The 25,114-nt window shown below is 69.8% G+C and carries 24 protein-coding genes; 15 read left to right on the top strand and 9 right to left on the bottom strand.

Annotated features, from left to right (window positions below; translation table 11 throughout):
- Positions 1-42: 42 nt before the first annotated feature.
- The 4 genes from ACODT0_RS13370 (at position 43) to ACODT0_RS13355 (ending at position 3,287) form a co-directional block, all read left to right on the top strand.
- Positions 43-939: an AraC family transcriptional regulator gene (locus ACODT0_RS13370; protein WP_489041481.1), complete on the top strand. Its 897-nt coding sequence runs from the start codon at positions 43-45 to the stop codon at positions 937-939.
- A 54-nt stretch (positions 940-993) separates the two neighbouring features.
- Positions 994-1,686: a phosphatase PAP2 family protein gene (locus ACODT0_RS13365; RefSeq protein ID WP_296727848.1), complete on the top strand. Its 693-nt coding sequence runs from the start codon at positions 994-996 to the stop codon at positions 1,684-1,686.
- Positions 1,687-1,824: 138 nt separating this feature from the next.
- Entirely contained in the window at positions 1,825-2,067 is a 243-nt protein-coding gene (locus ACODT0_RS13360; RefSeq protein WP_057597863.1) for an acyl carrier protein, read from the top strand.
- A complete protein-coding gene (locus tag ACODT0_RS13355) occupies positions 2,064-3,287 on the top strand; it encodes a beta-ketoacyl-[acyl-carrier-protein] synthase family protein (RefSeq protein ID WP_489041480.1) in 1,224 nt (407 codons plus the stop codon). The genes ACODT0_RS13360 and ACODT0_RS13355 overlap by 4 nt, the downstream gene beginning before the upstream one ends.
- A 12-nt stretch (positions 3,288-3,299) precedes the next feature.
- On the opposite strand, the gene ACODT0_RS13350 is transcribed toward ACODT0_RS13355, so the two are convergent.
- A complete protein-coding gene (locus ACODT0_RS13350) occupies positions 3,300-4,193 on the bottom strand; it encodes a LysR substrate-binding domain-containing protein (protein ID WP_479672109.1) in 894 nt (297 codons plus the stop codon).
- Between the two features lie 149 nt (positions 4,194-4,342).
- On the opposite strand from ACODT0_RS13350, the gene ACODT0_RS13345 reads away from it, so the two are divergent.
- The 4 genes from ACODT0_RS13345 (at position 4,343) to ACODT0_RS13330 (ending at position 9,010) form a co-directional block, all read left to right on the top strand.
- Complete coding sequence (locus ACODT0_RS13345; RefSeq protein ID WP_489041479.1) at positions 4,343-5,689, top strand: M20/M25/M40 family metallo-hydrolase; 1,347 nt, start codon at positions 4,343-4,345, stop codon at positions 5,687-5,689.
- A gap of 80 nt (positions 5,690-5,769) precedes the next feature.
- On the top strand, positions 5,770-6,222 hold the full coding sequence (locus ACODT0_RS13340; RefSeq protein ID WP_489041478.1) for a DUF2501 domain-containing protein: 453 nt from the start codon (positions 5,770-5,772) through the stop codon (positions 6,220-6,222).
- Positions 6,223-6,366: 144 nt separating this feature from the next.
- A complete protein-coding gene (locus tag ACODT0_RS13335; protein WP_057595837.1) occupies positions 6,367-8,112 on the top strand; it encodes a SulP family inorganic anion transporter in 1,746 nt (581 codons plus the stop codon).
- Positions 8,113-8,122: 10 nt separating this feature from the next.
- Entirely contained in the window at positions 8,123-9,010 is an 888-nt protein-coding gene (locus tag ACODT0_RS13330; protein WP_296740444.1) for a LysR family transcriptional regulator, read from the top strand.
- A gap of 15 nt (positions 9,011-9,025) precedes the next feature.
- Here ACODT0_RS13330 and ACODT0_RS13325 read toward each other — a convergent pair whose 3' ends face one another.
- The 5 genes from ACODT0_RS13325 to ACODT0_RS13305 all read right to left on the bottom strand — a co-directional run bounded on the left by ACODT0_RS13325 (position 9,026) and on the right by ACODT0_RS13305 (position 13,094).
- Positions 9,026-9,613, bottom strand: a complete 588-nt coding sequence (locus ACODT0_RS13325) for a DUF3299 domain-containing protein (protein ID WP_057595839.1) — start codon at positions 9,611-9,613, stop codon at positions 9,026-9,028.
- 68 nt (positions 9,614-9,681) lie between these two features.
- Positions 9,682-10,095 carry an alternative ribosome rescue aminoacyl-tRNA hydrolase ArfB gene (gene arfB / locus ACODT0_RS13320; protein WP_489041477.1) on the bottom strand — a complete coding sequence of 138 codons (414 nt, stop codon included), beginning with the start codon at positions 10,093-10,095 and terminating at the stop codon, positions 9,682-9,684.
- Between the two features lie 235 nt (positions 10,096-10,330).
- Positions 10,331-11,515, bottom strand: coding sequence for an acetyl-CoA C-acyltransferase family protein (locus tag ACODT0_RS13315; protein WP_489041476.1), 1,185 nt, complete (start codon positions 11,513-11,515; stop codon positions 10,331-10,333).
- A gap of 46 nt (positions 11,516-11,561) precedes the next feature.
- The gene (locus ACODT0_RS13310; protein ID WP_489041475.1) at positions 11,562-12,356 is read right to left on the bottom strand and encodes an enoyl-CoA hydratase/isomerase family protein; all 795 of its coding nucleotides are present in this window, start codon (positions 12,354-12,356) and stop codon (positions 11,562-11,564) included.
- 27 nt (positions 12,357-12,383) lie between these two features.
- Positions 12,384-13,094, bottom strand: coding sequence for a TetR/AcrR family transcriptional regulator (locus ACODT0_RS13305; RefSeq protein WP_489041474.1), 711 nt, complete (start codon positions 13,092-13,094; stop codon positions 12,384-12,386).
- A gap of 209 nt (positions 13,095-13,303) precedes the next feature.
- Between ACODT0_RS13305 and ACODT0_RS13300 the strand changes: the two genes are divergently transcribed.
- The 6 genes from ACODT0_RS13300 (at position 13,304) to ACODT0_RS13275 (ending at position 20,182) form a co-directional block, all read left to right on the top strand.
- Positions 13,304-14,197, top strand: a complete 894-nt coding sequence (locus tag ACODT0_RS13300) for an ABC transporter ATP-binding protein (protein ID WP_489041473.1) — start codon at positions 13,304-13,306, stop codon at positions 14,195-14,197.
- Entirely contained in the window at positions 14,197-15,075 is an 879-nt protein-coding gene (locus tag ACODT0_RS13295; RefSeq protein WP_057595845.1) for a branched-chain amino acid ABC transporter permease, read from the top strand. Before ACODT0_RS13300 ends, ACODT0_RS13295 begins: the two co-directional genes overlap by 1 nt.
- Positions 15,076-15,296: 221 nt before the next feature.
- On the top strand, positions 15,297-16,334 hold the full coding sequence (locus ACODT0_RS13290) for a branched-chain amino acid ABC transporter permease (RefSeq protein ID WP_413763942.1): 1,038 nt from the start codon (positions 15,297-15,299) through the stop codon (positions 16,332-16,334).
- Positions 16,335-16,348: 14 nt separating this feature from the next.
- Positions 16,349-17,539, top strand: coding sequence for an ABC transporter substrate-binding protein (locus ACODT0_RS13285; RefSeq protein WP_489041472.1), 1,191 nt, complete (start codon positions 16,349-16,351; stop codon positions 17,537-17,539).
- A gap of 13 nt (positions 17,540-17,552) precedes the next feature.
- Positions 17,553-18,371, top strand: a complete 819-nt coding sequence (locus tag ACODT0_RS13280) for an ABC transporter ATP-binding protein (protein ID WP_057595848.1) — start codon at positions 17,553-17,555, stop codon at positions 18,369-18,371.
- On the top strand, positions 18,368-20,182 hold the full coding sequence (locus ACODT0_RS13275) for an AMP-dependent synthetase/ligase (RefSeq protein WP_489041471.1): 1,815 nt from the start codon (positions 18,368-18,370) through the stop codon (positions 20,180-20,182). Before ACODT0_RS13280 ends, ACODT0_RS13275 begins: the two co-directional genes overlap by 4 nt.
- Positions 20,183-20,259: 77 nt before the next feature.
- Here the strand turns inward: ACODT0_RS13275 and ACODT0_RS13270 are convergent, their stop codons facing one another.
- Positions 20,260-20,592, bottom strand: a complete 333-nt coding sequence (locus ACODT0_RS13270) for a hypothetical protein (RefSeq protein WP_057595850.1) — start codon at positions 20,590-20,592, stop codon at positions 20,260-20,262.
- A gap of 6 nt (positions 20,593-20,598) precedes the next feature.
- Complete coding sequence (gene clpB, locus ACODT0_RS13265; RefSeq protein WP_057595851.1) at positions 20,599-23,238, bottom strand: ATP-dependent chaperone ClpB; 2,640 nt, start codon at positions 23,236-23,238, stop codon at positions 20,599-20,601.
- A 142-nt stretch (positions 23,239-23,380) separates the two neighbouring features.
- On the opposite strand from clpB, the gene ACODT0_RS13260 reads away from it, so the two are divergent.
- Positions 23,381-24,376 (top strand): Bug family tripartite tricarboxylate transporter substrate binding protein, encoded by a 996-nt coding sequence (locus tag ACODT0_RS13260; RefSeq protein ID WP_057595863.1) that lies wholly within the window; start codon positions 23,381-23,383, stop codon positions 24,374-24,376.
- A gap of 6 nt (positions 24,377-24,382) precedes the next feature.
- Here ACODT0_RS13260 and ACODT0_RS13255 read toward each other — a convergent pair whose 3' ends face one another.
- On the bottom strand, positions 24,383-24,862 hold the full coding sequence (locus ACODT0_RS13255; RefSeq protein ID WP_261213562.1) for a molybdenum cofactor biosynthesis protein MoaE: 480 nt from the start codon (positions 24,860-24,862) through the stop codon (positions 24,383-24,385).
- Between the last annotated feature and the right edge of the window lie 252 nt (positions 24,863-25,114).

The following is a 25,114-nucleotide window of genomic DNA, read 5'->3' as shown; positions in this document are numbered from 1 at the left end:
CGGCGGCAGAATGGCGATACCGCGACAACATTTGTCGAAACCATGCCAGGCGAGCTCCCCACTCCCGCGGACGGCGTTCCGCGCCCCGACAAGCCGCGCGCGGCCCCGGTGCCCGCGCCGGTCACCAGCGTGGCCTCGCTCACGCCGCACCTGTACGCGCCCGACGCGGTGCGGCCGCTGCGCGCCAAGGAGCACTTCCTGAGCGCCGACACCTTCGTCGAGCTGCACCAGCATCCGTGGCCGCAGCTGACCTTCTCCACCCGCGGCGTGATCCGCCTCAACACCCAGGACGGCAGCTACATCGTGCCGCCCTCGCGCGCGGTCTGGGTGCCGGCCGACATGCCGCACAGCATCATGCTGATCGAGGACGCGGAGCTGCGCACCATCTACCTGCATGCCTGGCTGGGCCCGGCGTGGGAGAAATGCGAGGTGCTCGAGATCAGCCCGCTGCTGCGCGCGCTGATGCTGGCGCTGGACACCACGCCCGACGGCCTGCCGCCCACCGACGCGCATGCGCCGCAGCGCGAACGCATGATCGCGCCGCTCCTGGTCGACGAACTCGAGCGCGCCACGCAGATCCGCATCGACGTGCCGCTGCCCGCCGACAAGCGGCTGCGCCAGCTCTGCGAGGCGCTGCTGCGCAACCCGGCCGACCGCGCCACCCTGGCCGAGCGCGCCGCCAGCATCGGCGCGAGCGAGCGCACGGTGGCGCGCATGTTCCGCGACCAGCTCGGCATGAGCTGGCAGCAGTGGCGCCAGCAGGCGGTGATGGCGCATGCGCTGCCGCTGCTGGCACGCGGCATGGCCGTGAGCCAGGTGGCGGCCGCCAGCGGCTACGCCACCGACAGCGCCTTCTGTGCCATGTTCAAGGCCGCCACCGGGCGCTCGCCGACCTCGTTCCAGCACCGCAAGCGCGGTCCCTCGTCCGCCCACGCCTGAGGTGCTTTTCGGGGGCGGTCACGGGGCTCTGGCAAGATCGGCCGCCACCCCGCCATGAACCGACCGCTCCCCCTGCCCCTGCCCGCCGCGCCGGCCACGCCCACCTGGGGCGCCGAGATCGGGCGCCGCGTGCGCTGCCTGTTCCTGCTGAAGGCGGTCGGCACCACGGTCTTCACCTGGCTGTTCTTCATCGGCTACTTCCACCTGCTGCGCAACCCGGCCTTCCCGGTCACGGTGATGCCGCTGACCGCGCTCGACGCGCTGATCCCGTTCCAGCCGCACTTCCTGGGCGCCTACCTGTCGCTGTGGCTCTACGTGGGCGTGGCGCCCGGGCTGCAGCCGAACTTCCGCGAGCTGGTGGTCTACGGCTTCTGGGTCGGCGGGCTGTGCCTCACGGGGCTGGGCCTGTTCTACCTGTGGCCGACGCAGATACCTCCTCTGGCCATCGACGTTTCGGGCTATGCGGGCTTCGAGATGCTGCAAGGCGTGGACGCCGCCGGCAATGCCTGCCCCTCGATGCACGTGGCGGTGGCGATCTTCACCGCGGTGCGGCTCGAGCACGTGTTGCGCGAAGCCCGCACGCCGCTGTGGCCGCGGCTCTTGAACTGGCTCTGGTTCGCGGCCATCGCGTGGTCGACGCTGGCGGTCAAGCAGCACGTGGCGCTCGACGCGCTGGCCGGCGCGTTGCTCGGACTGGCCTTCGCGCTGCCCTCGCTGCGCTGGCGTCCGGGTTATCGAGCACGCTGACTCCCCCTTACGGCCGGCATGTCCCTGCGGTGGGAGCGGATATCATTGGCGCTCACCGACCCTAGACATACGCCGAGCGAGGAAGGGATCGATTGCAATCGATCAGCGGCTGGCAAGAGAGACCACAGGCATCGCACGATGAGTTCGCTGAAGGAATTGCAGGACCTGATCCAAGAGAAGTACGGCATCGAACCGTCGACCCTCGACCCCCATGCCTCCATGCGGGAGAAAGGCGGGCTCGATTCGCTGGCGCTGGCCGAATTCCTGTTCGCCATCGAAGACCACTTCGGCATCACCATGCCCGACGAGGACGCCAACATCGACACGCTGGCCGAACTGGCCGTGCTGGTCGACAAGGTCCGCGCCGCCAAGCCAGCGTGAACACGCCCTCGGAGGTCGCCGTCACCGGGCTGGGCGTGGTCGCCCCGCACGGCGACCATCCCGACACCCTGTTCGAGGCCCTGCTGCAGGGCCGCTCGGCCATCGCGCCGGTGTTCCCCGAACTCCCCAAGCCGGCCGCCGCCGCCACCGTCGCCTTCGACGAGAGCCGCTGGTTCACCAAGCTGCAGCTCGCGGGCGTCGACCGCGTGAGCCAGCTCGCGGTGGCCGCCGCCGACCTCGCGATGCGCGATGCCGGCATTCCCACCCTCGCCGACAGCGGCCTCGATGCCGAGCGCGTGGGCGTCTACGGCGGCTGCGGCATGGGCGGCGCGGCGGCGCTCGAGGCCGCCTACCGCGGCAACGGCCGCGTGTCGCCGCTGACCATTCCGGCCTTCATGCCCAATGCGCCGGCGGCCCACGTGTCGATGCGCCAGGGCGTGCAGGGCCCGGTGCTCACCTATTCGGTGGCCTGCGCCTCGTCGTCGGTGGCGATCGCCGAGGCCGCCAAGGCGATCCAGCGCGGCGAGGTCGATCTCGCCATCGCGGGCGGCAGCGAAGCGCTGATCGTGCCCGGCGTGGTGCTGGCCTGGCAGGCCATGATGACGCTGGCCGGCTTCCAGAGCGGCGAGGCGGCGCAGGCGGTCAGGCCCTTCGCGGCCGACCGCAGCGGCTTCGCGCTCGGCGAGGGCGCGGCCTTCGTGGTGCTCGAGTCGTCCGAGCGCGCGCGCCGGCGCGGCGCGCGCATCCATGCGCTGCTCGCCGGCTGGGGCCTGAGCAGCGACGCCACCCATCTCACCAAGCCCGACGCGCCCGGCCAGGCACGCGCGCTGCGTTCGGCCCTGCGCCAGGCGGGGCTGGCGCCGCGCGACGTGGGCTACTGCAACGCGCACGGCACCGCCACCCGCATCGGCGACGTGGTGGAGCGCAATGCGCTGGCCGCGGTCTGGGGCGACGATCTCGACGGCCTGCGCACCAGCTCGACCAAAGCGCTGCACGGCCACCTGCTCGGCGGCGCCGGCGCGCTCGAGGCGGTCATCACCATCCTCGCGCTGCGCGAACGCCGGCTGCCGCCCAACGTGAACGGCGGCCAAATCGATCCCGACTGCGCGCTGAACCTGGTGGCGCCCGGCGACGCCGAGGCGCCCGCGCTCGAGGCGGCGATCAGCAATTCCTTCGCCTTCGGCGGCACCAACTCCGTGCTGCTGTTCCGCCGCGCCTGAGGCCCGGCCCGCTCAGGCAGTGGGCAGCTCGCAGATCCATTCGACGAAGGCCGTCACCAGCGGATCGGCCGCCCGGTTCGGCGGCACGAACACGCTGTAGCCGCGGCGCGACGGCGCCTCGTGCTCGCAGGCCAGCGCCAGTTCGCCCGAACGCAGCGCGCGCTCCACGAAATAGCGCGGCACCAGGCCCACGCCGAGGTCGGCGCGCACCGCCTCGAGCAGCATGGAGAACAGGTCGAAGCGATGGCCGGCGACGAGGTTGTCGGGCGCCTGTGTCGCGGCCGGCGCCTGCGCGAACCACTCCTCCCAGGCGCCGAGCCGGGTGCGCAGGTGCAGCAGCCGCGCCTCGCGGAAATCGCCGCGCGCCATCCGGGCCCGGCCGGCCGCGCCGGGCGCGCAGACCGCCACGCAGGCCTCGGGCATCAGCGGCCGCGCCTCGGCGCCCGGCCACACGGCGTCGTCGTACTGCACGCCGACGTCGAAGGGCATGTCCTCCATGTAGAGCAGCGTCGGGAACACCTGCAGGTGCAGGCTGCAGCCCGGCTGGCGCGCGGTGAAGCCCGGCAGCCGCGGCAGCAGCCAGCCCTCGGCCAGCACCGGCACCGCGCCCACGATCAGCCGCAGGCCATCGGTGCGCCGGGCCATGGCCTCGAGCGTGTGGTCCTGCAGCCGCAGCAGGTCGCCCGCGATCTGGCCGTGGTAGCGGCGGCCGGCCTCGGTCAGCGTGGTGCCGCGCGCCGAACGCTGCACCAGCCGCACGCCGATCTGGGTCTCGAGCAGCCGCAGCTGCTGGCTCACGGCGCTGTGCGTGAGGCACAGCTCCTCGGCGGCGCGGCTCACGCCGTGGTGGCGCGCGACCGCGTCGAAGACCAGCAGCGCGCGCGTGCTCGGGATGTGGCGTTTCATCGTCATCGTTAGAAAAACTGACAGCAACGAAGATTAAACCCGAGCGCGATGCTCATCCCCCGATAAGAATCGCCGGCGGCCCGTCGCGGCGAATCCATGGCGCGACGGTTTTTCTTTCAACCCAGACCTCCACCGCCCGGATCTCCCGCATGCCCCGCTCCTCGTTTCGCCTCGCTCCCATCGCCCTCGCCCTGCTCTGCGCCGCCGGCGCGGCCCTCGCCCAGGGCGGCGCCATCGCCAACCCGCCGCAGGTGCGGCCCGAGGTCGACAAGGCCTACACGCAGCTGATGGCAGCGCCCGCGGTCCAGAAGCTGCTCGAGGCGGTGAAGGCCGACCACGAGCGCTCGGTCGAGGACCTGAAGCTGCTGACCGAGATCGAGGCGCCGCCCTTCAAGGAACAGAAGCGCGCCGAGGCCTTCCTCGCACGCATGAAGGCGCTGGGCCTGACGGATGCGCGCATCGACGCCGAGGGCAACGTGGTCGGCCTGCGCAAGGGCACGAGCCACGGTCCGAAGCTGCTGATCTCGGCCCACCTCGACACCGTATTCCCGGCCGGCACCGACGTGAAGGTCAAGGAACGCGACGGCAAGCTCTACGCCCCGGGCATCTCCGACGACACGCGCGGCCTGTCGGTGCTGCTGTCCTGGCTCAAGGTGCTCAACGACAACAAGGTGCAGACGCAGGGCGACCTGCTGTTCGTCGGCAATGTCGGCGAGGAGGAACTCGGCAACCTGCGCGGCATGAAGGCGATCTTCCGCGACCACCTCGACATCGACGGCATGGTCGGCCTCGAGCCGGCGGCCGACGGCACGGTGCTGATCCTCGGCACCGGCAGCCACCGCTACGAGGTCAGCTTCAAGGGCCCGGGCGGCCACAGCTTCGGCGCCTTCGGCCAGGTGCCGAGCGCGATCCACGGCATGGGCCGCGCGATCGCGAAGATCGCCGAGGTGCGCACGCCGAGCTTCCCCAAGACCACCTTCACGGTCGGCACGGTCGGCGGCGGCACCTCGGTCAACACCATCGCGCCCGATGCCCGCATGGCGATCGACATCCGCTCGGACGACATGGGCTCGCTGCTCGAGACCGAGAAGAAGATCCTCGCCACGCTCGACGAAGCGGTGGCCGAGGAGAACAAGCGCTGGAACGTGAACACGCTGAGCGTGAGCACCAAACTGATCGGCGACCGGCCGGGTGGCCGCACGCCGCCCGATTCGGTGATCGTCGAGGCCGCCACGCGCGCCAACGCGGCTTTCGGCCACAAGACGCTCTTGACCGGCGCCAGCACCGACGCCAACGTGCCGATGGCGCTGGGCATCCCGGCGATCATCATCGGCGGCGGCGGCAAGACCGGCGGCTTCCACGCGCTCAGCGAATGGATCGACGTGACCGACGGCTGGAAGGGCGCGCAGAACTCGCTCGTGACGGTGCTCGGGCTGGTCGGCGTCGCTGGCGTGAGCGAGCCGCTGCTGCCCAAGCGCCCGGCGCGCACGCGCTGAGCCGGTCCGAGGCGACCTCCTCGCGCCACCGGGGCGGCGTATGCTGTGCCCGCATATCCATTCGCACCAAGGAGGTCGCCATGAAGTTCCGTTCCACCCTGATCGCGCTCGCCCTGCTCGCGGCCGGCGCCTCGGCCAACGCCGAATCGAAGCTGCTCGACCAGCTCAAGAACCAGATGGGCGGCGGCGCGGCGAGCAGCGCCGGCAACAGCAGCGGCGGCGCCGGCGGTCTGGCCGAGAACCTCGGCTTCGCCATGCCCGCGATCGGCAACAACACCATGGGCAACGCCGCCGGCGTGCTGCAGTACTGCATCAAGAACAACTACCTGGGCGGCGGCGACGCGGCCTCGGTCAAGGACAAGCTGATGGCCAAGATCACCGGCCAGAAGCAGCAGCAGAGCGGCTTCGCGAGCGGCGCCAAGGGCCTGCTCAAGGGCAGCGACGGCCAGACGCTCAACTTCAAGCTGCTGAGCTCGAAGGTCAAGGAAAAGGGCTGCGACTACGTTCTGAAGAACGCCACCAGGCTGCTGTGAGGGCGAGCCGGGCGCCGCGCCCGGGGTAAACCGCGCTGCCCGCGGCGTGGCGGCGCACTAACATCGGGCGGTCGCGGCATTTCCCCTCCCTTCGTTCCCCTGCCGCGTCCGCCCACGCCCCGCGTGCGCGACAGACCGCCTTCCATGACGCCGCCACCCGCTCCTTCCGCTTCCTCTCCCTCCCTGCGCCAGCGCCTGGCGCGCTGGATTCCCTGCCTGGGCTGGCCGCGCCCCTCCGCCGCGCTGCTGCGCGGCGAGGCGCTGGCCGGCATCACGGTCGCGCTGATGGTCATCCCGCAAGGCGTGGCCTATGCCGCGCTCGCGGGCATGCCGCTGGTCACCGGCGTCTACGCGGCGCTGTTCCCGGCGCTGATCGCCGTGATGTTCAGCTCCTCGCAGCGGCTGTCGGTCGGGCCGACCGCGCTCACCAGCCTGCTCGTGGGCGCCTCGCTCGCGCCGCTGGCGGTGGCCGGCAGCCCCGAATGGGTGGCGATGGCGGTATGGCTCACGCTGATGTCGGGCGCGATCCAGATCGTGCTGGGCGCGGGCGGCTTCGGCTGGATGCTGCGGCTGGTGAACTCGCCGGTGCTGATCGGCTTCACGCAGGGCGCGGCGGTGCTGATCGCGATCTCGCAGCTGCCGGCGCTGCTGGGCTTCACCGGCCGCACCATCCCGCAGGTGCTCAGCGGCGACGGCCCCCTGCCCGACCTCACGGCCATCGCCTTCGGCCTCGGCGGCATCGCCGTGCTGTGGCTGGGCAAGCGCTTCGTGCCGCGCTTTCCCACCACCATGGCGCTGGTGGGCGGCGCGGCCGCGCTGAGCTGGGGCATCAGCTATGCGCTGCGCGGCGGCGCGGTGGTCGGCAGCCTGCCCTCGGGCCTGCCCGATTTCTACTGGCCCGGCCTGCTGCCGGCCCACACCTTCGGCGCGCTGGTGCTGCCGGCGCTGATGATCACGCTGGTGAGCTTCCTCGAGACCGCCTCCAGCGCCAAGGTCGACAACGCGCGCGCCGGCACGCTGTGGAACGAGAACCAGGACCTGATCGGCCAGGGCCTGGCCAAGCTGGCCTCGGGCTTCACGGGCGCCTTTCCCACCAGCTCCTCGTTCTCGCGCTCGGCGATCACGCTCTATGCCGGCGCTCAGACCGGCTGGGCCACGCTGTTCAGCGTGGTGGTGGTGGCCGGCGCGCTGCTGTGGCTGATGCCGCTGCTCTACCACGTGCCGCAGGCGGTGCTGGCCTCGGTGGTGGTCACGGCCATCCTCGGGCTGGTCAAGCCCTCGAGCTTCAAGGCGCTGTGGCGCATCTCGCGGCTCGAGGCCGGCATCGCCATCGGCACCTTCGTGCTCACCATCGCGACCGCGCCCAGCATCTACTGGGGCGTGCTCGGCGGCCTGCTCGCGAGCCTCGCGAACTACATGTACCGCCACCTGCATCCGCGCATCATCGAGGTCGGCCTGCATCCCGACGGCAGCCTGCGCGACCGCCACCTGTGGAAGCTGCCGCCGCTCGCGCCGCACCTGCATGCGCTGCGCATGGACGCCGAGCTCGACTTCGCCTCGGCCTCCACGCTCGAGCGCGCGCTCACGGTGGCGCTGGCCGACCGGCCCGACCTCACCGACGTCTGCCTGTTCGCCCAGCCGATCAACCGCATCGACATCACGGGCGCCGAGGTGTTCGGCTCGATCCGCCGCATGCTCGAGTCGCGCGGCGTGCGGCTGCACCTGAGCGGCCTCAAGCTGCCCGCGATGCAGGTGCTGGAGCGCGCCGGCCTGCTGGCGCCCGGGCCGATGCTGTTCAGCTACCGCACCGACGGCGAGGCGCTGGCCGCGCTGGTGCCGCGCATCGAGGTGCCGCTGCCGGCCGAGGCCGAGGTCCAGGCCGCGCACTGAGCGAGCGCCCATGAAGACCACGATCGAGGAACTGCTGGCCTTCCGCACCGTGGTCGACACCGGCTCGATCACGGCCGCGGCCGAGCAGCTCTCGCAGACGGTCTCGGGCGTGAGCCGCGCGCTGAGCCGGCTCGAGCAGAAACTCGACACCACGCTGCTGCGCCGCACCACGCGGCGTCTCGAGCTGACCGAGGAAGGCGCGGCCTTCCTGCAGCGCACCCGCGGCATCCTCGACGCCATCGACGAGGCCGAGGAGCAGATGGCCTCGCGCCGCGGGCAGCCCGCGGGCCGGCTGCGCGTGAATGCCGCCTCGCCCTACATGCTGCATGCGGTGGTGCCGCTGGTGGCCGAGTTCCGCCGCCGCTTTCCGCAGATCGAGCTCGAGCTCGACACCGACGACCTGCCGATCGACCTGCTCGAGCGCCGCACCGACATCGCGATCCGCATCGGCCCGCTGCGCGACTCCACGCTGCATGCGCGGCCGCTGGGCACGCACCGGCTGCGCGTGCTCGCAAGCCCGGCCTACCTCGAGGCCCATGGCCGGCCGCGCAAGGTGGAGGAGCTCGCCGCGCACACGCTGCTGGGCTTCACCCAGCCCGAATCCCTCAACCGCTGGCCGCTGCGCGGCCCGCACGGCGACGAATGGCAGATCGCGCCCAGCCTCGCGGCCTCGAGCGGCGAGACCCTGCGCCAGCTCGCGCTGGCCGGCGTGGGCATGGTGTGCCTGTCGGACTTCATGACCGCGGCCGACCGCGCGAGCGGCGCGCTGGTGCAGGTGCTGGCGAAGGACACGGTCGACGTGCGCCAGCCGGTCAACGCGGTCTACTACCGCAACACGCAGCTGTCGGCGCGCATCACCTCGTTCCTGGATTTCCTGGCCGAGCGGCTCGCGGACTGAGCCGCGTCGCGCAGGCTACTGTGCCTTGGCGACGAAGGGCTCGACCGCCGCCGAGCGGATCTCGTAGCCGCTCACGCCCATGTCGGCCGAGGCATAGCGCGCCGCGCGCAGGGTGCCGCGCACATGCACCGTGTCCATCGCGTGCAGGCCCTTCACCGTCTCGTGGGCGATCACGCGCACGATCTGGTTGGCCGGCGGCGGCGGCGTGTGGATGCAGGCGCCGAAGTACGGCACCAGCAGGAACTCGCGGATGCCGTCGGGCGAGGCGTCCAGCGGCACCACGAAGCCGGTCAGGCGGCCGTCGACGCCGTCGAGCGCCACGTTCACCGGCGCGTTGTCCCAGACCGCGCGCATCTCGTCGAGCATCTGGATCGCGCGCGGGTCGTTGTCGCGCAGCGATTCGAGGCTGATGTTGCGGTAGCGCTGGGTCGGGTCCCAGCTCTTGGGGATCAGTTCCTCCCACTTGAGCTCGGGCGCCACGCCGGCCGCCGCGGTGGCCGGGGCCGCTCGCTCGGGTCCGCAGCCGGCCAGCAGCCCCGCGGCCAGGGCCAGCGCGAGGGCGGCGGCACGCGCCGGAGCGAAAGGCTTCGTCGGAAAACTCATCGACAGGATTGTGCAAGCGCCGCGTGACCGCAGGTTTAAGCGGGACTTAAGCGGCTTTCCCGCCCCTTTCAGTCCCCCCGGACCGGCCCGCGCAGGCTCTTGACCTGCGAGCGCTGGCTCTTGCCCTCGAGCCGGCGCTGCTTCGAACCGTAGGTGGGCTTGGTGGCGCGCCGCACGCGCGGCACCGTCGCCACGCTGTCGACCACGGCCTGCAGGCGCGCGATGGCATCGGCGCGGTTCATCTCCTGGCTGCGGTGCTGCTGGGCCTTGAGCACCAGCACGCCCTCCTGCGTGATGCGGCTGTCGCGCAGCGCGAGCAGCCGCTCCTTCAGGTCCTCGGGCAGCGAGCTCGCGCGGATGTCGTAGCGCAGATGGACCGCGCTCGAGACCTTGTTGACGTTCTGCCCGCCCGCGCCCTGGGCTCGGATCGCGCTGAAATCGATCTCGGATTCGTCGACGAGGATGGGGGGATGGCGCTGCACGGGCTGCATTGTGCGCGGTGCGGCGAAGCGGGAAGCCGGGGAGAGCGGTCTGGAAGGAGGCATGTCGCGTCGGGCAGACCACCCCGCCCGACGCGCTGCACACACCCGGAGTCCTCTCCTCGAATCGCTCGCTCCTCCTCTCCAGGCAGGCAGAAGATTAGCGGCGGCCCGGCGTCGGGTCCTCCTCCTTGTGGAGGATGCCGCCACACACCGGCTTCTGTTCCTCGCCCCGCGATCAGACGCGCTCGAACACCGCGGCGATGCCCTGGCCGCCGCCGATGCACATCGTGACCAGCGCATAGCGGCTCTGCACGCGGTGCAGCTCGGCGATCGCCTTCACCGCGATGATCGCGCCCGTGGCGCCCACCGGATGGCCCAGCGAGATGCCCGAACCGTTGGGATTGACCTTGGCCGGGTCGAAGCCCAGCTCCTGGATCACCGCGCAGGCCTGGGCCGCGAAGGCCTCGTTCGACTCGATCACGTCGAAGTCGCTCACCTTGAGGCCGGTGCGCTCGAGCACCTTGCGCGTGGCCGGCACCGGGCCGATGCCCATGTAGGCCGGCTCCACGCCCGCGTGCGCATAGCCCACGAGGCGCGCCAGCGGCTTCAGGCCCTCGGCCTTCGCGCGCGCGCCCTCGGCCAGCACCAGCGCAGCGGCGCCGTCGTTGATGCCCGAGGCGTTGCCGGCCGTGACCAGGCCGTCCTTCCTGAAGGCCGGCTTCATCTTGGCGAGCGTCTCCACCGTGGTGTCGGCGCGCACGTGCTCGTCGGTGTCGAACAGCACCACGCCCTTGCGCGTCTTGACCTCGACCGGAACGATCTGCTCCTTGAAGCGGCCCGCGGCGATGGCGGCCGCGGCACGCTGCTGGCTGGCCACGGCCAGCGCGTCCTGCTGTTCGCGCGTGATGCCGTAGCGCGCGGCCACGTTCTCGGCCGTGATGCCCATGTGGATCTTCTCCCACGGGTCGTGGAGGATGCCGAGCATGTAGTCGACCAGCTGCACGTCGCCCATGCGCGCGCCGTAGCGCGCCGCGGTGTCGAAGTACGGGCCGCGGCTCATCGACTCGGAGCCGCCGCCGATCGCGATGTCGCAGTCGCCGAGCGCGATCGCCTGCGCCGCCGAGACGATGGCCTGCAGGCCCGAGCCGCAGAGGCGGTTGACGTTGAAGGCCGGCGTCTCGATCGGGCAGCCGGCATCGATGGCGGCGACGCGGCTCAAGTAGGCGTCCTTGGTGTCGGTGGGGATCACGTTGCCCATCACCACGTGGCCGATGGCCGCGGGCGCGACGCCGCTGCGCTCGATCGCGGCCTTGACCGCGGTGGTGGCCAGCTGGGTGTTGGGCACGTCCTTCAGCGAACCGCCGAAGGTACCGATGGCCGTGCGGGCGCTGCCGACGACGAAGATCTCGCGTGAGGTCATGAACTGCTCCTGGATGAAATGAACAAGAAAAAAAGGGAGAAAGGGATCAGCGGCCTTCGAAGCGCGCCGGCTTCTTGGCGAAGAAGGCGTCGACGCCGCTGCGGAAATCCTGGCTCGCGGCGCAGACCTGGAAGGCCGCCGATTCGGCCTCGAGCTGCGCCGGCAACTCGCGCTCGAAGCTGCCGCGCATCAGCCGCCGCAACTGGCCCAGCGCCACGGTCGGCCCATGGGCCAGGCGCTGCGCCAGCGCCATCGCCTCGCCGGCCAGCGCATCGGCCGGCAGCACGCGGTTGATGAGGCCGATGCGCTCGGCCTCGGCCGCGTCGAGCATGTCGCCGAGCATCGCGATCTCGAGCGCGCGCCGCAGCCCGACCCAGCGCGGCAGCGCCCACGAGGCGCCGACGTCGCAGCTCGCGCCGATGTTGACGTAGGCCAGGTTGAAGCGCGTGCCCTCGGCCGCGAGCACGAAGTCGGCCTGCAGCATCAGGCTCAGGCCCGCGCCGGCCGCCACGCCGTGCACCTGCGCGACCACCGGCGCGTCGACGGTGGCGAGCACTTCCAGCGCCTCGTGCAGCGGGCCGATCAGCGCGGCCGCGCCGCCCTGCGGATCGGCGCTCAGCAGCGCGAGGTCGCCGCCGGCCATGAAGCCCTTGCCGGCGCCGCTCATGAGCACCGCGCGCACCGAACGGTCGGCCGCGATGGCGCGCACCGCCGTGAGGAAGGCCTGCGCCATCGGCACGTCGATGGCGTTGAGCGCCGCCGGGCGGTTGAAGCGCAGCGTGGCGACAGCGCCTTCGCGGCCGAACTCGAGCGGGGTGTCGGGGGTGGTTGTGTCGGTCATCGTTGTCTGCTCCATGGCATGGGAAGTTCAGGCGGCGGTCGCGCGCGGCTTGCGCCGCGCCGGTGCCACGGGCACCTGTTGCAGCACGCCGTTGAGCAAGAGCGCGATCGCCTGGTCGGCGATCTGTTCGGGCGTGAGGTCGCCGTCGCGCCGGTACCAGCGGCCGATCCAGCTCAGCGCGCCGGCCAGCATGAAGGCCGCCATCTTCGGGTCGCAGGGCGCGATCGAGCCCTCGGCGATGCCCTCGTCGATCAGGCGGCGGAACTCGTGGTCGATGCCGGCCTTGAGGCGACGCAGCTCCTTCTTGAGCGGCTCGGGCAGCGGGTCCTCGCCGATGCGGATCACGCACTTGCCGAACTCCTCGCAGACGATGGCCGAGTAGCTGCGCATGCAGGCCATGAGCTGGTCGAGCGCGCGGCCGCCATTGCGGCGCACTTCGTCGATGCCCTCCTGCATCATGCGCAGCGCGGCGCGCACGCACTCGAGCAGGATGTCGTCCTTGCTCTTCACGTAGTAGTAGAGCGTGGGCTTGGTCACGTGCAGCCGCTCGGCGATGTCGTCGAGCGAGGTGGCATGGAAGCCGCGCTCGTTGAACAGCTGCGCCGCCGTCTGCAGCACGGCCTGGCGCTTGAGTTCGCGCTGCATCGCGCGCTGGGCCGAGGGCACCCAGGGCGATTCGTCGGCGGCCTCGATGGCAGAGGCCTTGGCGGCGGAGGCACGGCGCTTGGTGAGGGTCATGGGGCGATCCGGGTTTGCGCGCAGGGGTAAGTCCTGATGCCGCGGCGAAGTCGCGTCTGGAAGATCGCGGACGTTACCGAGGAGTAGAAATTCTACGGGCAAGTAGCCCGCGATGCGGATGCCGGAGGAACCCTGAGGCGGCGGCGCATCGCTCACCTGCTCTTTCTCTTCTCGTTCAGAAGCCCGGACACAGGACACGACTCGACGCCATGCACGCCGACACCGAGCGCCCGCGCGCCACCTCGCCCGCCGACGGAAGCGCCGCCGCGCCCGTGCTGCGCGTGGAGGCGCTCACGCTGGCCTTCGGCGGCGTGAAGGCGCTCAGCGGCGTGGGCTTCGACGTGCAGCCCGGCTCGATCACCGCGGTGATCGGCCCCAACGGCGCGGGCAAGACCTCGCTGTTCAACACGGTCTCGGGCTTCTACCGGCCGACGGCCGGCCGCGTGGTCTTCGAGGGCGCGGACATCACGCGGCTGCCGGCGCCCAGGCGCGCCGCGCTCGGGCTGGCGCGCAGCTTCCAGAACATCGCGCTGTTCCGCGGCATGACGGTGCTCGACAACATCAAGCTCGGCCGCCACGTGCACCTGAAGGCCAACGTGTTCGACGCGCTGTTCTACCTGGGCCGCGCGCGCCGCGAGGAGGCCGAGCTGCGCCGCGACATCGAGGAGCGGATCATCGACTTCCTCGAGATCGACCACATCCGCCATGCCAGCGTGGCCGCCCTGCCCTACGGCCTGCAGAAGCGCGTGGAGATGGCGCGCGCGCTCGCGATGGGCCCCAAGGTGCTGATGCTCGACGAGCCGGTGGCCGGCATGAACCGCGAGGAGACCGAGGACATGGCGCGCTTCATCCTCGACGTGCGGCGCGAATGGGGCATCACGGTGCTGATGGTGGAGCACGACATGGGGATGGTGATGGACCTGTCGGACCACGTGGTGGTGCTCAACTTCGGCCAGGTGATCGCGCAGGGCACGCCGGCGCAGGTGCAGGCCGATCCCGAGGTGGTGCGCGCCTACCTGGGCGCGGGCGACGTGGGCGAGCTGCGGCGCAGGCTGCGCGGCCAGGCGGCGGCCACTGCATCGAACGCAACGGCGGTGGCGTGATGGATTGGGCCTACCTGTTCGAGATCGCGCTGACCGGCCTGGCCGGCGGCGGGCTCTATGCGCTGGCTGCGCTGGCCTTCGTGCTGGTCTACAAGGCCACGCGGGTGGTCAACATCGCGATCGGCGAGATGCTGATGATCGGCGCCTACCTGTTCTTCGCCTTCGCCGCGACCTTCTCGCTGCCGATCTGGCTCGCGGTGCTGGGCTCGGTGCTCGGCACGGGCCTGCTGGGCGCGGTGATCGAGCGCACGATGATCCGCCCGCTGCTGGGCGAGCCGCCGATCTCGGCCTTCATGGTGACGGTGGGCCTGGCCTCGGTGCTGGTGGGCCTGGTCGAGATCGTCTGGACCGCCGACCAGCGCCGGTTGCCCGAGTTCATGCCGAGCGCGCCGGTGATGGTGGGCGAAGCCTTCCTCGCCCCCAAGGTGGCCTACGGTGCGCTCGCGGCGCTGGTGCTGATCGTGCTGGTGCTGCTGCTGTTCCGCTTCTGGCGCGGCGGCGTGGCCCTGCGTGCCACGGCGTCGGACCAGGGCGCGGCCTACATGATGGGCATCAACGTGCCGCGCGTGTTCTCGCTGGCCTGGGTGGCCTCGGCCATGATCGCGGCGGTCGCGGGCATCGTGGTCGGCGCGATCGGCGGGATCTCCTCGTCGATGGGGATCTTCGGTCTCTCGGTGCTGGTGGTGGTGATCGTGGGCGGTCTGGACAGCGTGCTCGGCGCGCTGGTGGGCGGTCTCTTCATCGGACTGGTGGAGGCGCTGGCCGGGTCCTATCTCGGCGGCGAATACAAGCTGCTCGCGACCTTCGTGGTGCTGGTGATCGTGCTGATGATCCGGCCTTACGGGTTGTTCGGTACGCATGAGATCGAGAGGCTCTGAATGAGGGTCTCTTCTTTCACGCGATCGCTTTGTCCGGGGTGGGCTCACGCCGGTCGAACCGGCCGCACCACCGCTGCGCTTCTCGTGCACAGGATGCCGGGTGCTTCCCGCAGCGAAATCAAGGAGGAGCCCGAAGGGCGGGGGACATTCGCGGAGGGAAGTACCCGGCGTCCTGTGCACGCGCCCCGACGCATCCTCGCGCCTCATCAAAAGGTGACCCGATGCGCATAGGCACCCTCAAGCAAAGCTACATCGCCGACGCCGCGCTGTTCGATTCCCGCACCCAGAAGACCTGGCTGCTGCTAGGCGCCGCCCTGCTCGTGCTGTTCCCCTTCATGGCCAGCGATTACTGGCTCTACCTCGCCTGCCTCGTCGCCATCAACGTCGCGAGCGCCACCGGCCTCAACATCCTCACCGGCTACACCGGTCTCGTGAGCATGGGCCAGGCCGCGTTCATGGGCCTCGGTGCCTACACCGTCGCGATCTTGCAGATCCGCTTCGGCACACCCTTCCTGTTCAATCTCTTCGCGGGTGGCGTCGTGGCCATGGTGGGCGGTCTCGTCGTCGGCATTCCCTCGCTGCGGGTCAAGGGTTTGTACCTCGCCATCGCCACCATCGCGGCCTCGTTCATCACCCATTTCCTGTTCGCCAACCTCAAGCTCACCGGCGGTACCACCGGCCTGTCGCTGCCGCCCGCGCAGCTCTTCGGCATCGCGCTCGACACCTCGTTCCGTTTGTACTGGCTGATCCTGCCGATCACCGTGCTGATGCTGCTGGGCGCCGCCAACCTGTTCCGCACCCGCGTGGGCCGCGCCTTCATCGCCATCCGCGATCGCGACATCTCGGCCGAAGTGTTGGGCATTCCGCTGCTGCGCTACAAGCTGCTCTCGTTCGGCCTCTCGTCGTTCTATGCCGGCGTGGCCGGCGGCCTCTGGGCCTACTTCTTCCGCGTCGTCACGCCCGAGAGCTTTCCGCTCTTGATGTCGATCTTCTTCCTCGCCGCCATCATCGTCGGCGGCATGGGCTCGATCCTCGGCGGCATCCTCGGCGCCGTCTTCATGACCATGGTGCCCGAGCTGCTCAAGCTGGTGTTCGACCTGCTGCCGGGCGGCCACGAGATGACCGTCTTCCTGTCGCCGGTGCGCACGGTCGTCTTCGGCCTGCTGATCGTCGGCTTCCTGGTGTTCGAGCCGCACGGGCTCGCCGAAGTGTGGCGGCGCATCCGCCGTTTCTTTCATCTGTGGCCTTTCAAGAACTGACAAGGAGACGAAGCATGGCATCCGACAAGAAGACCCCCGTCCTGCGCCGCCGCGAGCTCATCGTGGCCGCCGGCGCCGCGCTCGCAGCGCCGCTCGGCGTGTATGCCCAGTCGGGCGAGGACATCGTCATCGGCGGCTCGATCCCGATGACCGGCGTGTTCGCCTTCGCGGGCATCGGCATCAACGCCGGCATCGCCGACTACGTGAAGATCGTCAACGACGGCGGCGGCATCAAGGGCCGCAAGCTGCGCTACGTGCCCGAGGACACCGGCTACAAGGTCGACGTCTCGGTCGCCACCTACAAGAAGATCACCAGCCAGAACAAGGTCAATCTGTACTACGGCGATTCGACCGGCTTCTCGAAGACCATCAACCCCGAACTCGACCGCAGCGGCCAGATCCTCATGGCCGGCGCCTCGTTCGCCACCGAACTCAACGACCCGGCCAAGTACCCGAACCAGTTCCTGGTCGGCCCCGACTACACCGAGATGATCGGCATCCTGCTGCGCCACATCGCCAAGGAGAAGCCCGGCGCGAAGGTGGCCTTCGTCTATTCCGACTCCGAGTTCGGCCGCGATCCCATCGAGTCGAGCGAGGCCGCCGCCAGGAAGCTGGGCCTCACGGTGCCCGTCAAGATCATGACGCCCGCCGGCAGCGTCGACGTCTCGACCGAGGTCATCAAGCTGCGCCGCGCCGCGCCCGACTACACCATCTTCCACGGCTACGTGCTCGCGCCCATTCCCGAATTCGTGCAGCAGGGCAAGCAGATGGGCATGACCACCAAGTGGATGGGCACCTTCTGGACCATGGACAGCTCCACCGTCATGAAGATGGGCGAGGCCGGCGACGGCTTCATGGGCGTCATGCCCTACCGCTACTACTACGACACCTCGGCCAAGGCGCCCATGCTCGAGAAGATCCGCGCGCTGCGCCCCGAGTACCAGAGCACCGCCTACACCCAGGGCTTCCTCACCGCCATGCTGTTCACCGAGGCGGCGAAACGCACGCTCGATGCCGGCAAGCCGCTGGACGGCAAGAACCTCAAGGCCGCGCTCAACAGCATCAAGGACTTCGACACCGGCGGCCTGATCGGCGTGCCGATCACCATCAAGGGCAACTCCATCCCGGTGGGCCGCGTCTACCGCGCCGACATGAAGGCGCAGAAGATGGTGGCGGCATCCGACTGGATCTCGCTCGACAAGTGAGCGGACGGCGGCGATGAACACCGGCGGCGGCAGCCCCATCCTCGAGGTCAACAACATCGAGGTGGTCTACAACAAGGTCGTGCAGGTGCTGCGCGGCCTGTCGCTGGCCGTGCCGCGCGGGCAGATCGTGGCGCTCTTGGGCAGCAACGGCGCCGGCAAGTCGACCACGCTGAAGGCCATCTCGGGCCTGCTGCCGCTCGAGGACGGCGAGCTCGAGGCCGGGCGCATCGCCTTCGACGGCCAGCCCACCGAGCGGCTCGCGCCGCAGCAGCTGGTGCGGCGCGGCCTCGCGCACGTGATGGAGGGACGGCGCGTGTTCGAGGACCTGACGGTCGAGGAGAACCTCGTGGCCGCCACCTACGCACGCGCCGGCCGCGGCGCGCAGGCACGCGACTTCGACGCCGTCTATGCCTACTTTCCGCGGCTGCACGAGCGGCGCCGCGGCCTCGCGGGCTACCTCTCGGGCGGCGAGCAGCAGATGCTCGCGATCGGCCGCGCGCTGGTGGCCGAGCCCCAGCTGATCCTGCTCGACGAGCCCTCTCTCGGGCTCTCGCCCAAGCTGGTGGAGGAGATCTTCGGCATCATCGCGCGCATCAACGCCGAGCGCGGCGTGTCGATGCTGCTGGTGGAGCAGAACGCCAGCCTCGCGCTGGCCGTGGCCGACAGCGGCTACATCATGGAGAACGGAAAGATCGTGATCGACGGCAGCGCCGAGCGGCTCGCGGCCGACCCCGACGTGCGCGAGTTCTACCTGGGCGTCGGCGGTGCCGGCGAATCGAGGAGCTTTCGCGAGTTGAAGCACTACAAGCGGCGCAAGCGCTGGTTGTCATGACGCATCCCCTCCCCGAACGAAGCTTGCCGCAGATGCTGCGCGAGCAGGCACGCGCCCAGGGTGCGCGCATCGCGATCCGCCAGAAGGACTTCGGCATCTGGCATCCGCTGAGCTGGGCCGACTACCACCGGCGCGCGGTCCACGTCGGCCTGGGCTTCGCGGCGCTGGGCCTGGCGCGCGGCGGCCATGTGGGCGTGATCTCGGAGAACCGCGTCGAATGGGTGCTGGCGCAGATGGGCGCGGGCCTGGTCGGCGCCGTGACCGTGGGCGTCTATCCCACCAGCCCGACCAACGAGGTGGCCTACGTGGTCGGCCATGCCGACATCGAGATCGTGGTCTGCGAGGACCAGGAGCAGGCCGACAAGGTGCTCGAGGCCATCGACGCGCTGCCGCGGCTGCGCCGCATCGTCGTGATCGAGACCAAGGGCCTCGCGAGCTACGGTGCCGAGGCGCGCGAGCGCATCCTGAGCTTCGCCGAACTCGAGGCGGCCGGCGCCGCGCTGCAGGCGCGCGAGGGCGATGCGCGCGTCGACGCCGCGCTGGCCGCGCAGTCGCTCGACGACATCGGCCTCATGATCTACACCTCGGGCTCCACCGGCGCGCCCAAGGGCGCCATGATCTCGTGGCGCAACATCCGCGGCGTGGTGCCGGGCATCGTCGAGCGGCTGCAACTCGATGCGCGCACCACCCACCTGTCGTACCTGCCGCTGTGCCATGTGGCCGAGCAGATGCTGACCAGCTTCGTGCCGCTGTACCTGGGCTCGCAGGTCAACTTCGGCGAGTCGATACGCACCGTGCAGGAGGACCTGCGCGAGGTCGCGCCGACCATGTTCCTCGGCGTGCCGCGCATCTGGGAGAAGCTGCACGCCTCCATCAGCATCAAGATGCAGGACACCGGCCGGCTGCGCCGCGCTCTCTACGAACGCGCACTGGTCGCCTGCGCACCGCTGGCCGAGAAGCCGCGCGCGCGGTGGACCCCGGGCGAACGGCTGCGCTTCGGCCTGGCCTACTGGAGCGTGCTGCGCGCGCTGCAGAACTTCATCGGCCTGCGCAACGCGCGCGTCGCGCTGACCGGCGCCGCGCCGATCCCGCCCGACGTGGTGCGCTTCTTCCGCACGCTGGGCGTGCCGCTGGTCGAGGTCTACGGCCTCACCGAATCGACCGGCATGGTCAGCGGCCACCGGCTCGACCAGGTGAAGGTGGGCACGGTGGGGCCGGCCACCGAGGGCGTGGAGCACCGCGTGGGCGACCAGGGCGAGCTGCAGATCCGCGGCGAGATGGTGTTCCGTGGCTATTACAAGAACCCCGAGGCCACGGCCGCCTCGATACGCGACGGCTGGCTGCACACCGGCGACGTGGTGGCCGAGGAAGGCGGCCAGTTGCGCATCGTCGACCGGCTCAAGGACATCATGATCACCGCGGGCGGCAAGAACCTCACGCCCTCGGAGATCGAGAACACGATGAAGGCCAGCCCCTACGTCAAGGAATGCATCGTGATCGCCGAGGGGCGCAAGTTCGTCTCGGCGCTGGTGCAGATCGACTACGAGACCGTGGGCAAATGGGCCGAGGCGCAGCGCCTGGCCTTCACCCACTTCCGTTCGCTGGTCGAGCTGCCGCGCGTGCGCGAGCTGATCGATGCCGAGCTGCAGCGCGGCAATGCGCGCCTCGCGCAGGTGGCGCAGGTGCGGCGCTTCCACCTGCTGACGAAGGAACTCGACCACGACGATGGCGAGGTCACCGCCACCATGAAGGTGCGACGCTCGAGCATCTACAAGACCTATGCGGGGGAGATCGAGGCGCTGTACGCCTGAGGATCGCCAGAAAGGAAAAGGCCGGCGCGAGGCCGGCCTTTCGTGATCTGAAAAAACTGCAGCCGTGTTGCGGCTGCTTACTCGCCGCGCGTGGCGGGCCGTGCCTGCACGTCCGTCACGTTGCCGCCGCGCTCGCGCAGCAGCGGGCTGCGCACCGACTCGCCCCGCGCACGCGCATTGGCCACGTCGGCGGCCGAGGGTTCGGCCGGCCGGGCGGCGCTGCGAAAGCGGTCGAAGCCCGAACGCGGGTTGAAACGCATCACCCAGGGCGTCACGGGCTTGCCCGTGAGCCGCGCCCAGGCGTAGCGAACGCCCCACACCGCGGCCAGCAGCATCACGGCAACCGCCAGGCTGGCCGCGAAGACCAGGCCCAGCATCACGAGGATCACGCGAAGAATGAAGTTCATCATTCCATCTTAGGCCGAGGCTTCGGCCGCAGGTTCCCCGGTTTTTCCGGGATTTCCTGCTTTTGCGAAGTCGAACTGGCCCGGCGAGCGGATCGGGTCGGTCGTGACCTCGATCGTGTCCTTCGGCCCGAAGCTGCCGTCGAGCAGCAGCTTCGAGAGCGGATTCTCGATGCGCTGCTGGATCGCACGCTTCAGCGGACGAGCACCGAACACCGGGTCGAAGCCGACCTTGGCGATCTCTGCCAGCGCCGCGGGCGACACCTCGAGGCCCAGGTCCATCTTCGCGAGCCGCGACTGCAGCACCTTGAGCTGGATCGCCGCGATGGCCTCGATGTTCTTCGCGTCGAGCGCATGGAACACGACCGTCTCGTCGATGCGGTTGAGGAACTCGGGGCGGAAGTAGTTCTTCAGCTCGTCCCACACCGCTTCCTTGATCTCCTCGCCCGGCTTGCCCACCATGGCCTGGATGATCGGCGACCCGATGTTGCTGGTCATCACGATCACCGTGTTCTTGAAGTCCACGGTGCGGCCCTGGCCATCGGTCAGGCGGCCATCGTCGAGCACCTGCAGCAGCACGTTGAACACGTCCGGGTGCGCCTTCTCGACCTCGTCGAGCAGCACCACGCTGTAGGGCTTGCGGCGCACGGCTTCCGTCAGGTAGCCGCCCTCCTCGTAGCCCACGTAGCCGGGCGGCGCGCCGATCAGGCGGGCCACCGAGTGCTTCTCCATGAACTCGCTCATGTCGATGCGGATCAGGTGATCCTCGCTGTCGAACAGGAAGCCCGCGAGCGCCTTGCAGAGCTCGGTCTTGCCCACGCCCGTGGGGCCGAGGAACAGGAACGAGCCCGTGGGCCGGTTCGGATCGGACAGGCCCGAGCGCGAGCGGCGGATCGCATTCGCGACCGCGCCGATGGCCTCGTCCTGGCCGACCACGCGCTCATGCAGCTTGTCTTCCATCACGAGCAGCTTGTCGCGCTCGCCCTGCATCAGCTTGGCGACCGGGATGCCGGTGGCGCGCGCCACGACCTCGGCGATCTCTTCCGCGCCGACCTGGGTGCGCAGCAGCGTGGGCGCGCTCGACTTGCCCTTGTTGGCTTCGCTGTCCTCAGCTTCCTTCAGGCGCTTCTCGAGCGCCGGCAACTGGCCGTACTGCAGCTCGGCGACCTTGTTGAAGTCGCCCTTGCGCTTCCATTCCTCGATCTGGAACTTGATCTTGTCGACCTCCTCGCGCACGTGCGCGCTGCCCTGGGCCTGGGCCTTCTCGGCCTGCCAGATCTCGTCGTAGTCGGCGATCTCCTTCTGCAGCTTGGCGATCTCGTCCTCGATCAGGCCGAAGCGCTTCTGCGAGGCCTCGTCCTTCTCGCGACGCACGGCCTCGCGCTCGATCTGCAGCTGGATCAGCCGGCGGTCGAGGCGGTCCATCACCTCGGGCTTGGAGTCCATCTCGATCTTGATCTTGGCCGCGGCCTCGTCGATCAGGTCGATCGCCTTGTCGGGCAGGAAGCGGTCGGTGACGTAGCGGTCGGAGAGCTCGGCCGCGGCCACGATGGCCGGGTCGGTGATCTGCACGCCGTGGTGCACCTCGTACTTCTCCTGCAGGCCGCGCAGGATCGCGATGGTGGCCTCGACGCTGGGCTCGCCCACGAGGATCTTCTGGAAGCGGCGCTCGAGCGCGGCGTCCTTCTCGATGTACTTGCGGTATTCGTCGAGCGTGGTGGCGCCCACGCAGTGCAGTTCGCCGCGCGCGAGCGCGGGCTTGAGCATGTTGCCGGCGTCCATCGCGCCCTCGGCCTTGCCGGCGCCGACCATGGTGTGGAGCTCGTCGATGAAGACGATGGTCTGGCCCTCGTCCTTCGCGAGTTCGTTGAGCACGGTCTTGAGCCGCTCCTCGAACTCGCCGCGGAACTTGGCGCCCGCGAGCAGCGCGGCCATGTCGAGCGACAGCACGCGCTTGCCCTTGAGCGAATCGGGCACCTCGCCCGCGACGATGCGCTGCGCGAGGCCCTCGACGATGGCGGTCTTGCCCACGCCGGGTTCACCGATCAGCACGGGGTTGTTCTTGGTGCGGCGCTGCAGCACCTGGATCGCGCGGCGGATCTCCTCGTCGCGGCCGATGACCGGGTCGAGCTTGCCCAGGCGCGCGCGCTCGGTGAGGTCGAGCGTGTATTTCTTGAGTGCCTCGCGCTGGCCTTCGGCATCGGCGCTGTTCACGCCCTGGCCGCCGCGCACCGCGTCGATCGCGGACTCGAGCGACTTGCGCGAGAGGCCGTTCTCCTTGGCGATCCGGCCGATGTCGCTCTTGCTGTCGGCCACGGCCAAAAGGAAGAGTTCGCCCGCGATGAACTGGTCGTTGCGCTTGAGGGCTTCCTTCTCGGTCGCCTGCAGCAGCTTGCCGAGCTCGGGGCCGACCTGCACGATGTCATGGCCCTGCACCTGGGGCAGCTTCTTGATGGCCGCCTCGGCGGCTTGTGCGAGGCCGGGCACGTTGACCCCGGCGCGCTCGAGCAGCGCGCGCGGGCCGTCGTCCTGGCGCAGCATCGCGGCCAGCAGGTGGGCCGGCTCGATATAGGCGTTGTCGCTGCCGAGGGCGAGCGACTGGGCGTCGCCCAGTGCTTCCTGGAACTTGGTGGTGAGTTTGTCTTGTCGCATGGTGGTATTCCTGCATCCAAAATAGGGCTGTTCGGGCACGATTCAAGGTTGCGGGCCGGGCCCGCGCGACGGGCACGGCTATTGCACGATGCCCGCACCCTCCCGCCCGTAGGCATTTCTCTCTTCTCGAATGGAGTCGATCATGGTTTTTTCAATGCAGCGCGTCCAACCGGTGCGCCGCGCGCTAGGCGTGGGCCTCTTCGCGGCTGCCCTGGGCATGGCCGGGCTGGCACAGGCCCAGAGCGGCACGCCGATCCGCATCCTGGTCGGCTTCCCGGCCGGCGCCGGCACCGACGCGATCGCGCGCACGCTGGGCGAGAAGCTCAAGGACGAGCTCGGCGCGCCGGTGGTGGTCGAGAACCGCGCGGGCGCGGGCGGCCAGATCGCGGCGCAGGTGCTGAAGTCCTCGCCGGCCGACGGCCACACGCTGTTCCTCTCGCACGATCACACGATCTCGATCCTGCCGCAGGTGGTCAAGAACCCGGGCTTCAATCCCGCCACCGACTTCGTGCCCGTGGCCGGCTTCGCGACCTTCGCCAACGTGCTGGCGGTCTCGGGCGGCACGCCGGCCAAGAGCATCGACGAGTACGTCAAGTGGGTGCGCACGCAGAAGGGCGGCAAGGAGACCATCGGCATCCCGGCGCCGGCCTCGATCCCCGAGTTCCTCGTGAAGATGATCTCGGACAAGTACAAGATCGACGTGCAGCCCGCGCCCTACCGCGGCAGCGCGCCGATGACGGCCGACATGCTGGGCAACCAGATCACGGCCGGCATCGCCTCGGTGCCCGACTTCATCGAGAACCACAAGGCCGGCAAGCTGCGCATCGTGGCCTCGATCGGCGCCAAGCGCCAGGCGCTGCTGCCCAACGTGCCGACCTTCACCGAGCTGGGCTTCGCGAACCTCGAGGACCTGCCCTACTACGGCATCTTCGCGCCCGTGGGCACGCCGCAGCCGATCATCGACAAGTACGGTGCGGCGCTGCAGAAGGTGCTGGCCATGCCCGACGTGAAGCAGAAGCTCACCACGCTGGGCCTGACCGTCGGCTACGAGCCGCAGGGCCAGTTCGCGGGCCGCGTGCGCAGCTACACCCAGACCTGGGAGCGGATCATCCAGTCGAGCGGCTTCAAGCCGCTGTGAGCGCGCTCAGGCGTTCGACGCGCTGATGCCCCAGCGCGCGAGTGCCGCGTCGTCCGCGACGCGCGCATCGACCCAGCGGGCGCCCTCGGGCGTCTGCTCCTTCTTCCAGAACGGCGCCTGGGTCTTGAGGTAGTCCATCAGGAACTCGCAGGCCTGGAAGCTCTCGCCGCGGTGCGCCGAGGCCACCGCCACCATCATGATCTGATCGAGCGGCTGCAGCAGGCCCACACGGTGGACCACGCGCACGCCGAGGATGTCGAAGCGCTCGTGGGCTTCGTCGACCATGGCCTCGATCGATTTCTCGGTCATGCCGGGGTAGTGCTCTAGCTCCATCGATGCAACGTCCGCGCCATCGTTGCGATCACGCACGGTGCCGATGAAGCTGCAGACGGCGCCGATGCGCGCATCGCTCGCGCGCAGGGCTGCGACTTCGGCGCCGAGATCGAAATCGGCCGTCTGGATGGTGACGCGTTGCGGAAATGCCATGCGCAAATTGTGGCACCGCGGCGCGCGCGGCTAAACTCCAGCCCCATGTTTGCCCTGACCGCATGTTCGCCCGCGCCTTCGACCGAAGGCACGAACGGTGCGCGCCTGGGCGGCAAGGCCAAAAAACCAAAGCTCGTCTGACCGGAGCTTCGGTTCCGTCGTCGGATGAGCGACGGAACCGGCACAGGCACTGGCCCCGCATGGGTTGCGCGCGCATCGGACGATGGTTCCTTCCATCGGTCGATCGTCGAA

The organism is Variovorax sp. FG153 (genome assembly GCF_057809595.1).
Note: the sequence above shows the minus strand (reverse complement) of the source record. Positions and strands in the feature narration are given on the sequence as shown.

What these genes read in the sequence shown, in the direction of transcription:
- ACODT0_RS13330 (WP_296740444.1), top strand. Translation starts at nt 8,123, where the DNA reads ATGAAGACCACGATCGAGGAACTGCTGGCCTTCCGCACCGTGGTCGAC.
- ACODT0_RS13255 (WP_261213562.1), bottom strand. Translation starts at nt 24,862, where the DNA reads ATGGCATTTCCGCAACGCGTCACCATCCAGACGGCCGATTTCGATCTC.
- ACODT0_RS13305 (WP_489041474.1), bottom strand. Translation starts at nt 13,094, where the DNA reads ATGACCCTCACCAAGCGCCGTGCCTCCGCCGCCAAGGCCTCTGCCATC.
- ACODT0_RS13290 (WP_413763942.1), top strand. Translation starts at nt 15,297, where the DNA reads ATGCGCATAGGCACCCTCAAGCAAAGCTACATCGCCGACGCCGCGCTG.
- ACODT0_RS13350 (WP_479672109.1), bottom strand. Translation starts at nt 4,193, where the DNA reads ATGAAACGCCACATCCCGAGCACGCGCGCGCTGCTGGTCTTCGACGCG.
- ACODT0_RS13345 (WP_489041479.1), top strand. Translation starts at nt 4,343, where the DNA reads ATGCCCCGCTCCTCGTTTCGCCTCGCTCCCATCGCCCTCGCCCTGCTC.
- ACODT0_RS13295 (WP_057595845.1), top strand. Translation starts at nt 14,197, where the DNA reads ATGGATTGGGCCTACCTGTTCGAGATCGCGCTGACCGGCCTGGCCGGC.
- ACODT0_RS13300 (WP_489041473.1), top strand. Translation starts at nt 13,304, where the DNA reads ATGCACGCCGACACCGAGCGCCCGCGCGCCACCTCGCCCGCCGACGGA.
- ACODT0_RS13280 (WP_057595848.1), top strand. Translation starts at nt 17,553, where the DNA reads ATGAACACCGGCGGCGGCAGCCCCATCCTCGAGGTCAACAACATCGAG.
- clpB (WP_057595851.1), bottom strand. Translation starts at nt 23,238, where the DNA reads ATGCGACAAGACAAACTCACCACCAAGTTCCAGGAAGCACTGGGCGAC.
- ACODT0_RS13275 (WP_489041471.1), top strand. Translation starts at nt 18,368, where the DNA reads ATGACGCATCCCCTCCCCGAACGAAGCTTGCCGCAGATGCTGCGCGAG.
- ACODT0_RS13315 (WP_489041476.1), bottom strand. Translation starts at nt 11,515, where the DNA reads ATGACCTCACGCGAGATCTTCGTCGTCGGCAGCGCCCGCACGGCCATC.
- ACODT0_RS13260 (WP_057595863.1), top strand. Translation starts at nt 23,381, where the DNA reads ATGGTTTTTTCAATGCAGCGCGTCCAACCGGTGCGCCGCGCGCTAGGC.
- ACODT0_RS13360 (WP_057597863.1), top strand. Translation starts at nt 1,825, where the DNA reads ATGAGTTCGCTGAAGGAATTGCAGGACCTGATCCAAGAGAAGTACGGC.
- ACODT0_RS13285 (WP_489041472.1), top strand. Translation starts at nt 16,349, where the DNA reads ATGGCATCCGACAAGAAGACCCCCGTCCTGCGCCGCCGCGAGCTCATC.
- ACODT0_RS13270 (WP_057595850.1), bottom strand. Translation starts at nt 20,592, where the DNA reads ATGATGAACTTCATTCTTCGCGTGATCCTCGTGATGCTGGGCCTGGTC.
- ACODT0_RS13335 (WP_057595837.1), top strand. Translation starts at nt 6,367, where the DNA reads ATGACGCCGCCACCCGCTCCTTCCGCTTCCTCTCCCTCCCTGCGCCAG.
- ACODT0_RS13325 (WP_057595839.1), bottom strand. Translation starts at nt 9,613, where the DNA reads ATGAGTTTTCCGACGAAGCCTTTCGCTCCGGCGCGTGCCGCCGCCCTC.
- ACODT0_RS13365 (WP_296727848.1), top strand. Translation starts at nt 994, where the DNA reads ATGAACCGACCGCTCCCCCTGCCCCTGCCCGCCGCGCCGGCCACGCCC.
- ACODT0_RS13370 (WP_489041481.1), top strand. Translation starts at nt 43, where the DNA reads ATGCCAGGCGAGCTCCCCACTCCCGCGGACGGCGTTCCGCGCCCCGAC.
- ACODT0_RS13310 (WP_489041475.1), bottom strand. Translation starts at nt 12,356, where the DNA reads ATGACCGACACAACCACCCCCGACACCCCGCTCGAGTTCGGCCGCGAA.
- ACODT0_RS13340 (WP_489041478.1), top strand. Translation starts at nt 5,770, where the DNA reads ATGAAGTTCCGTTCCACCCTGATCGCGCTCGCCCTGCTCGCGGCCGGC.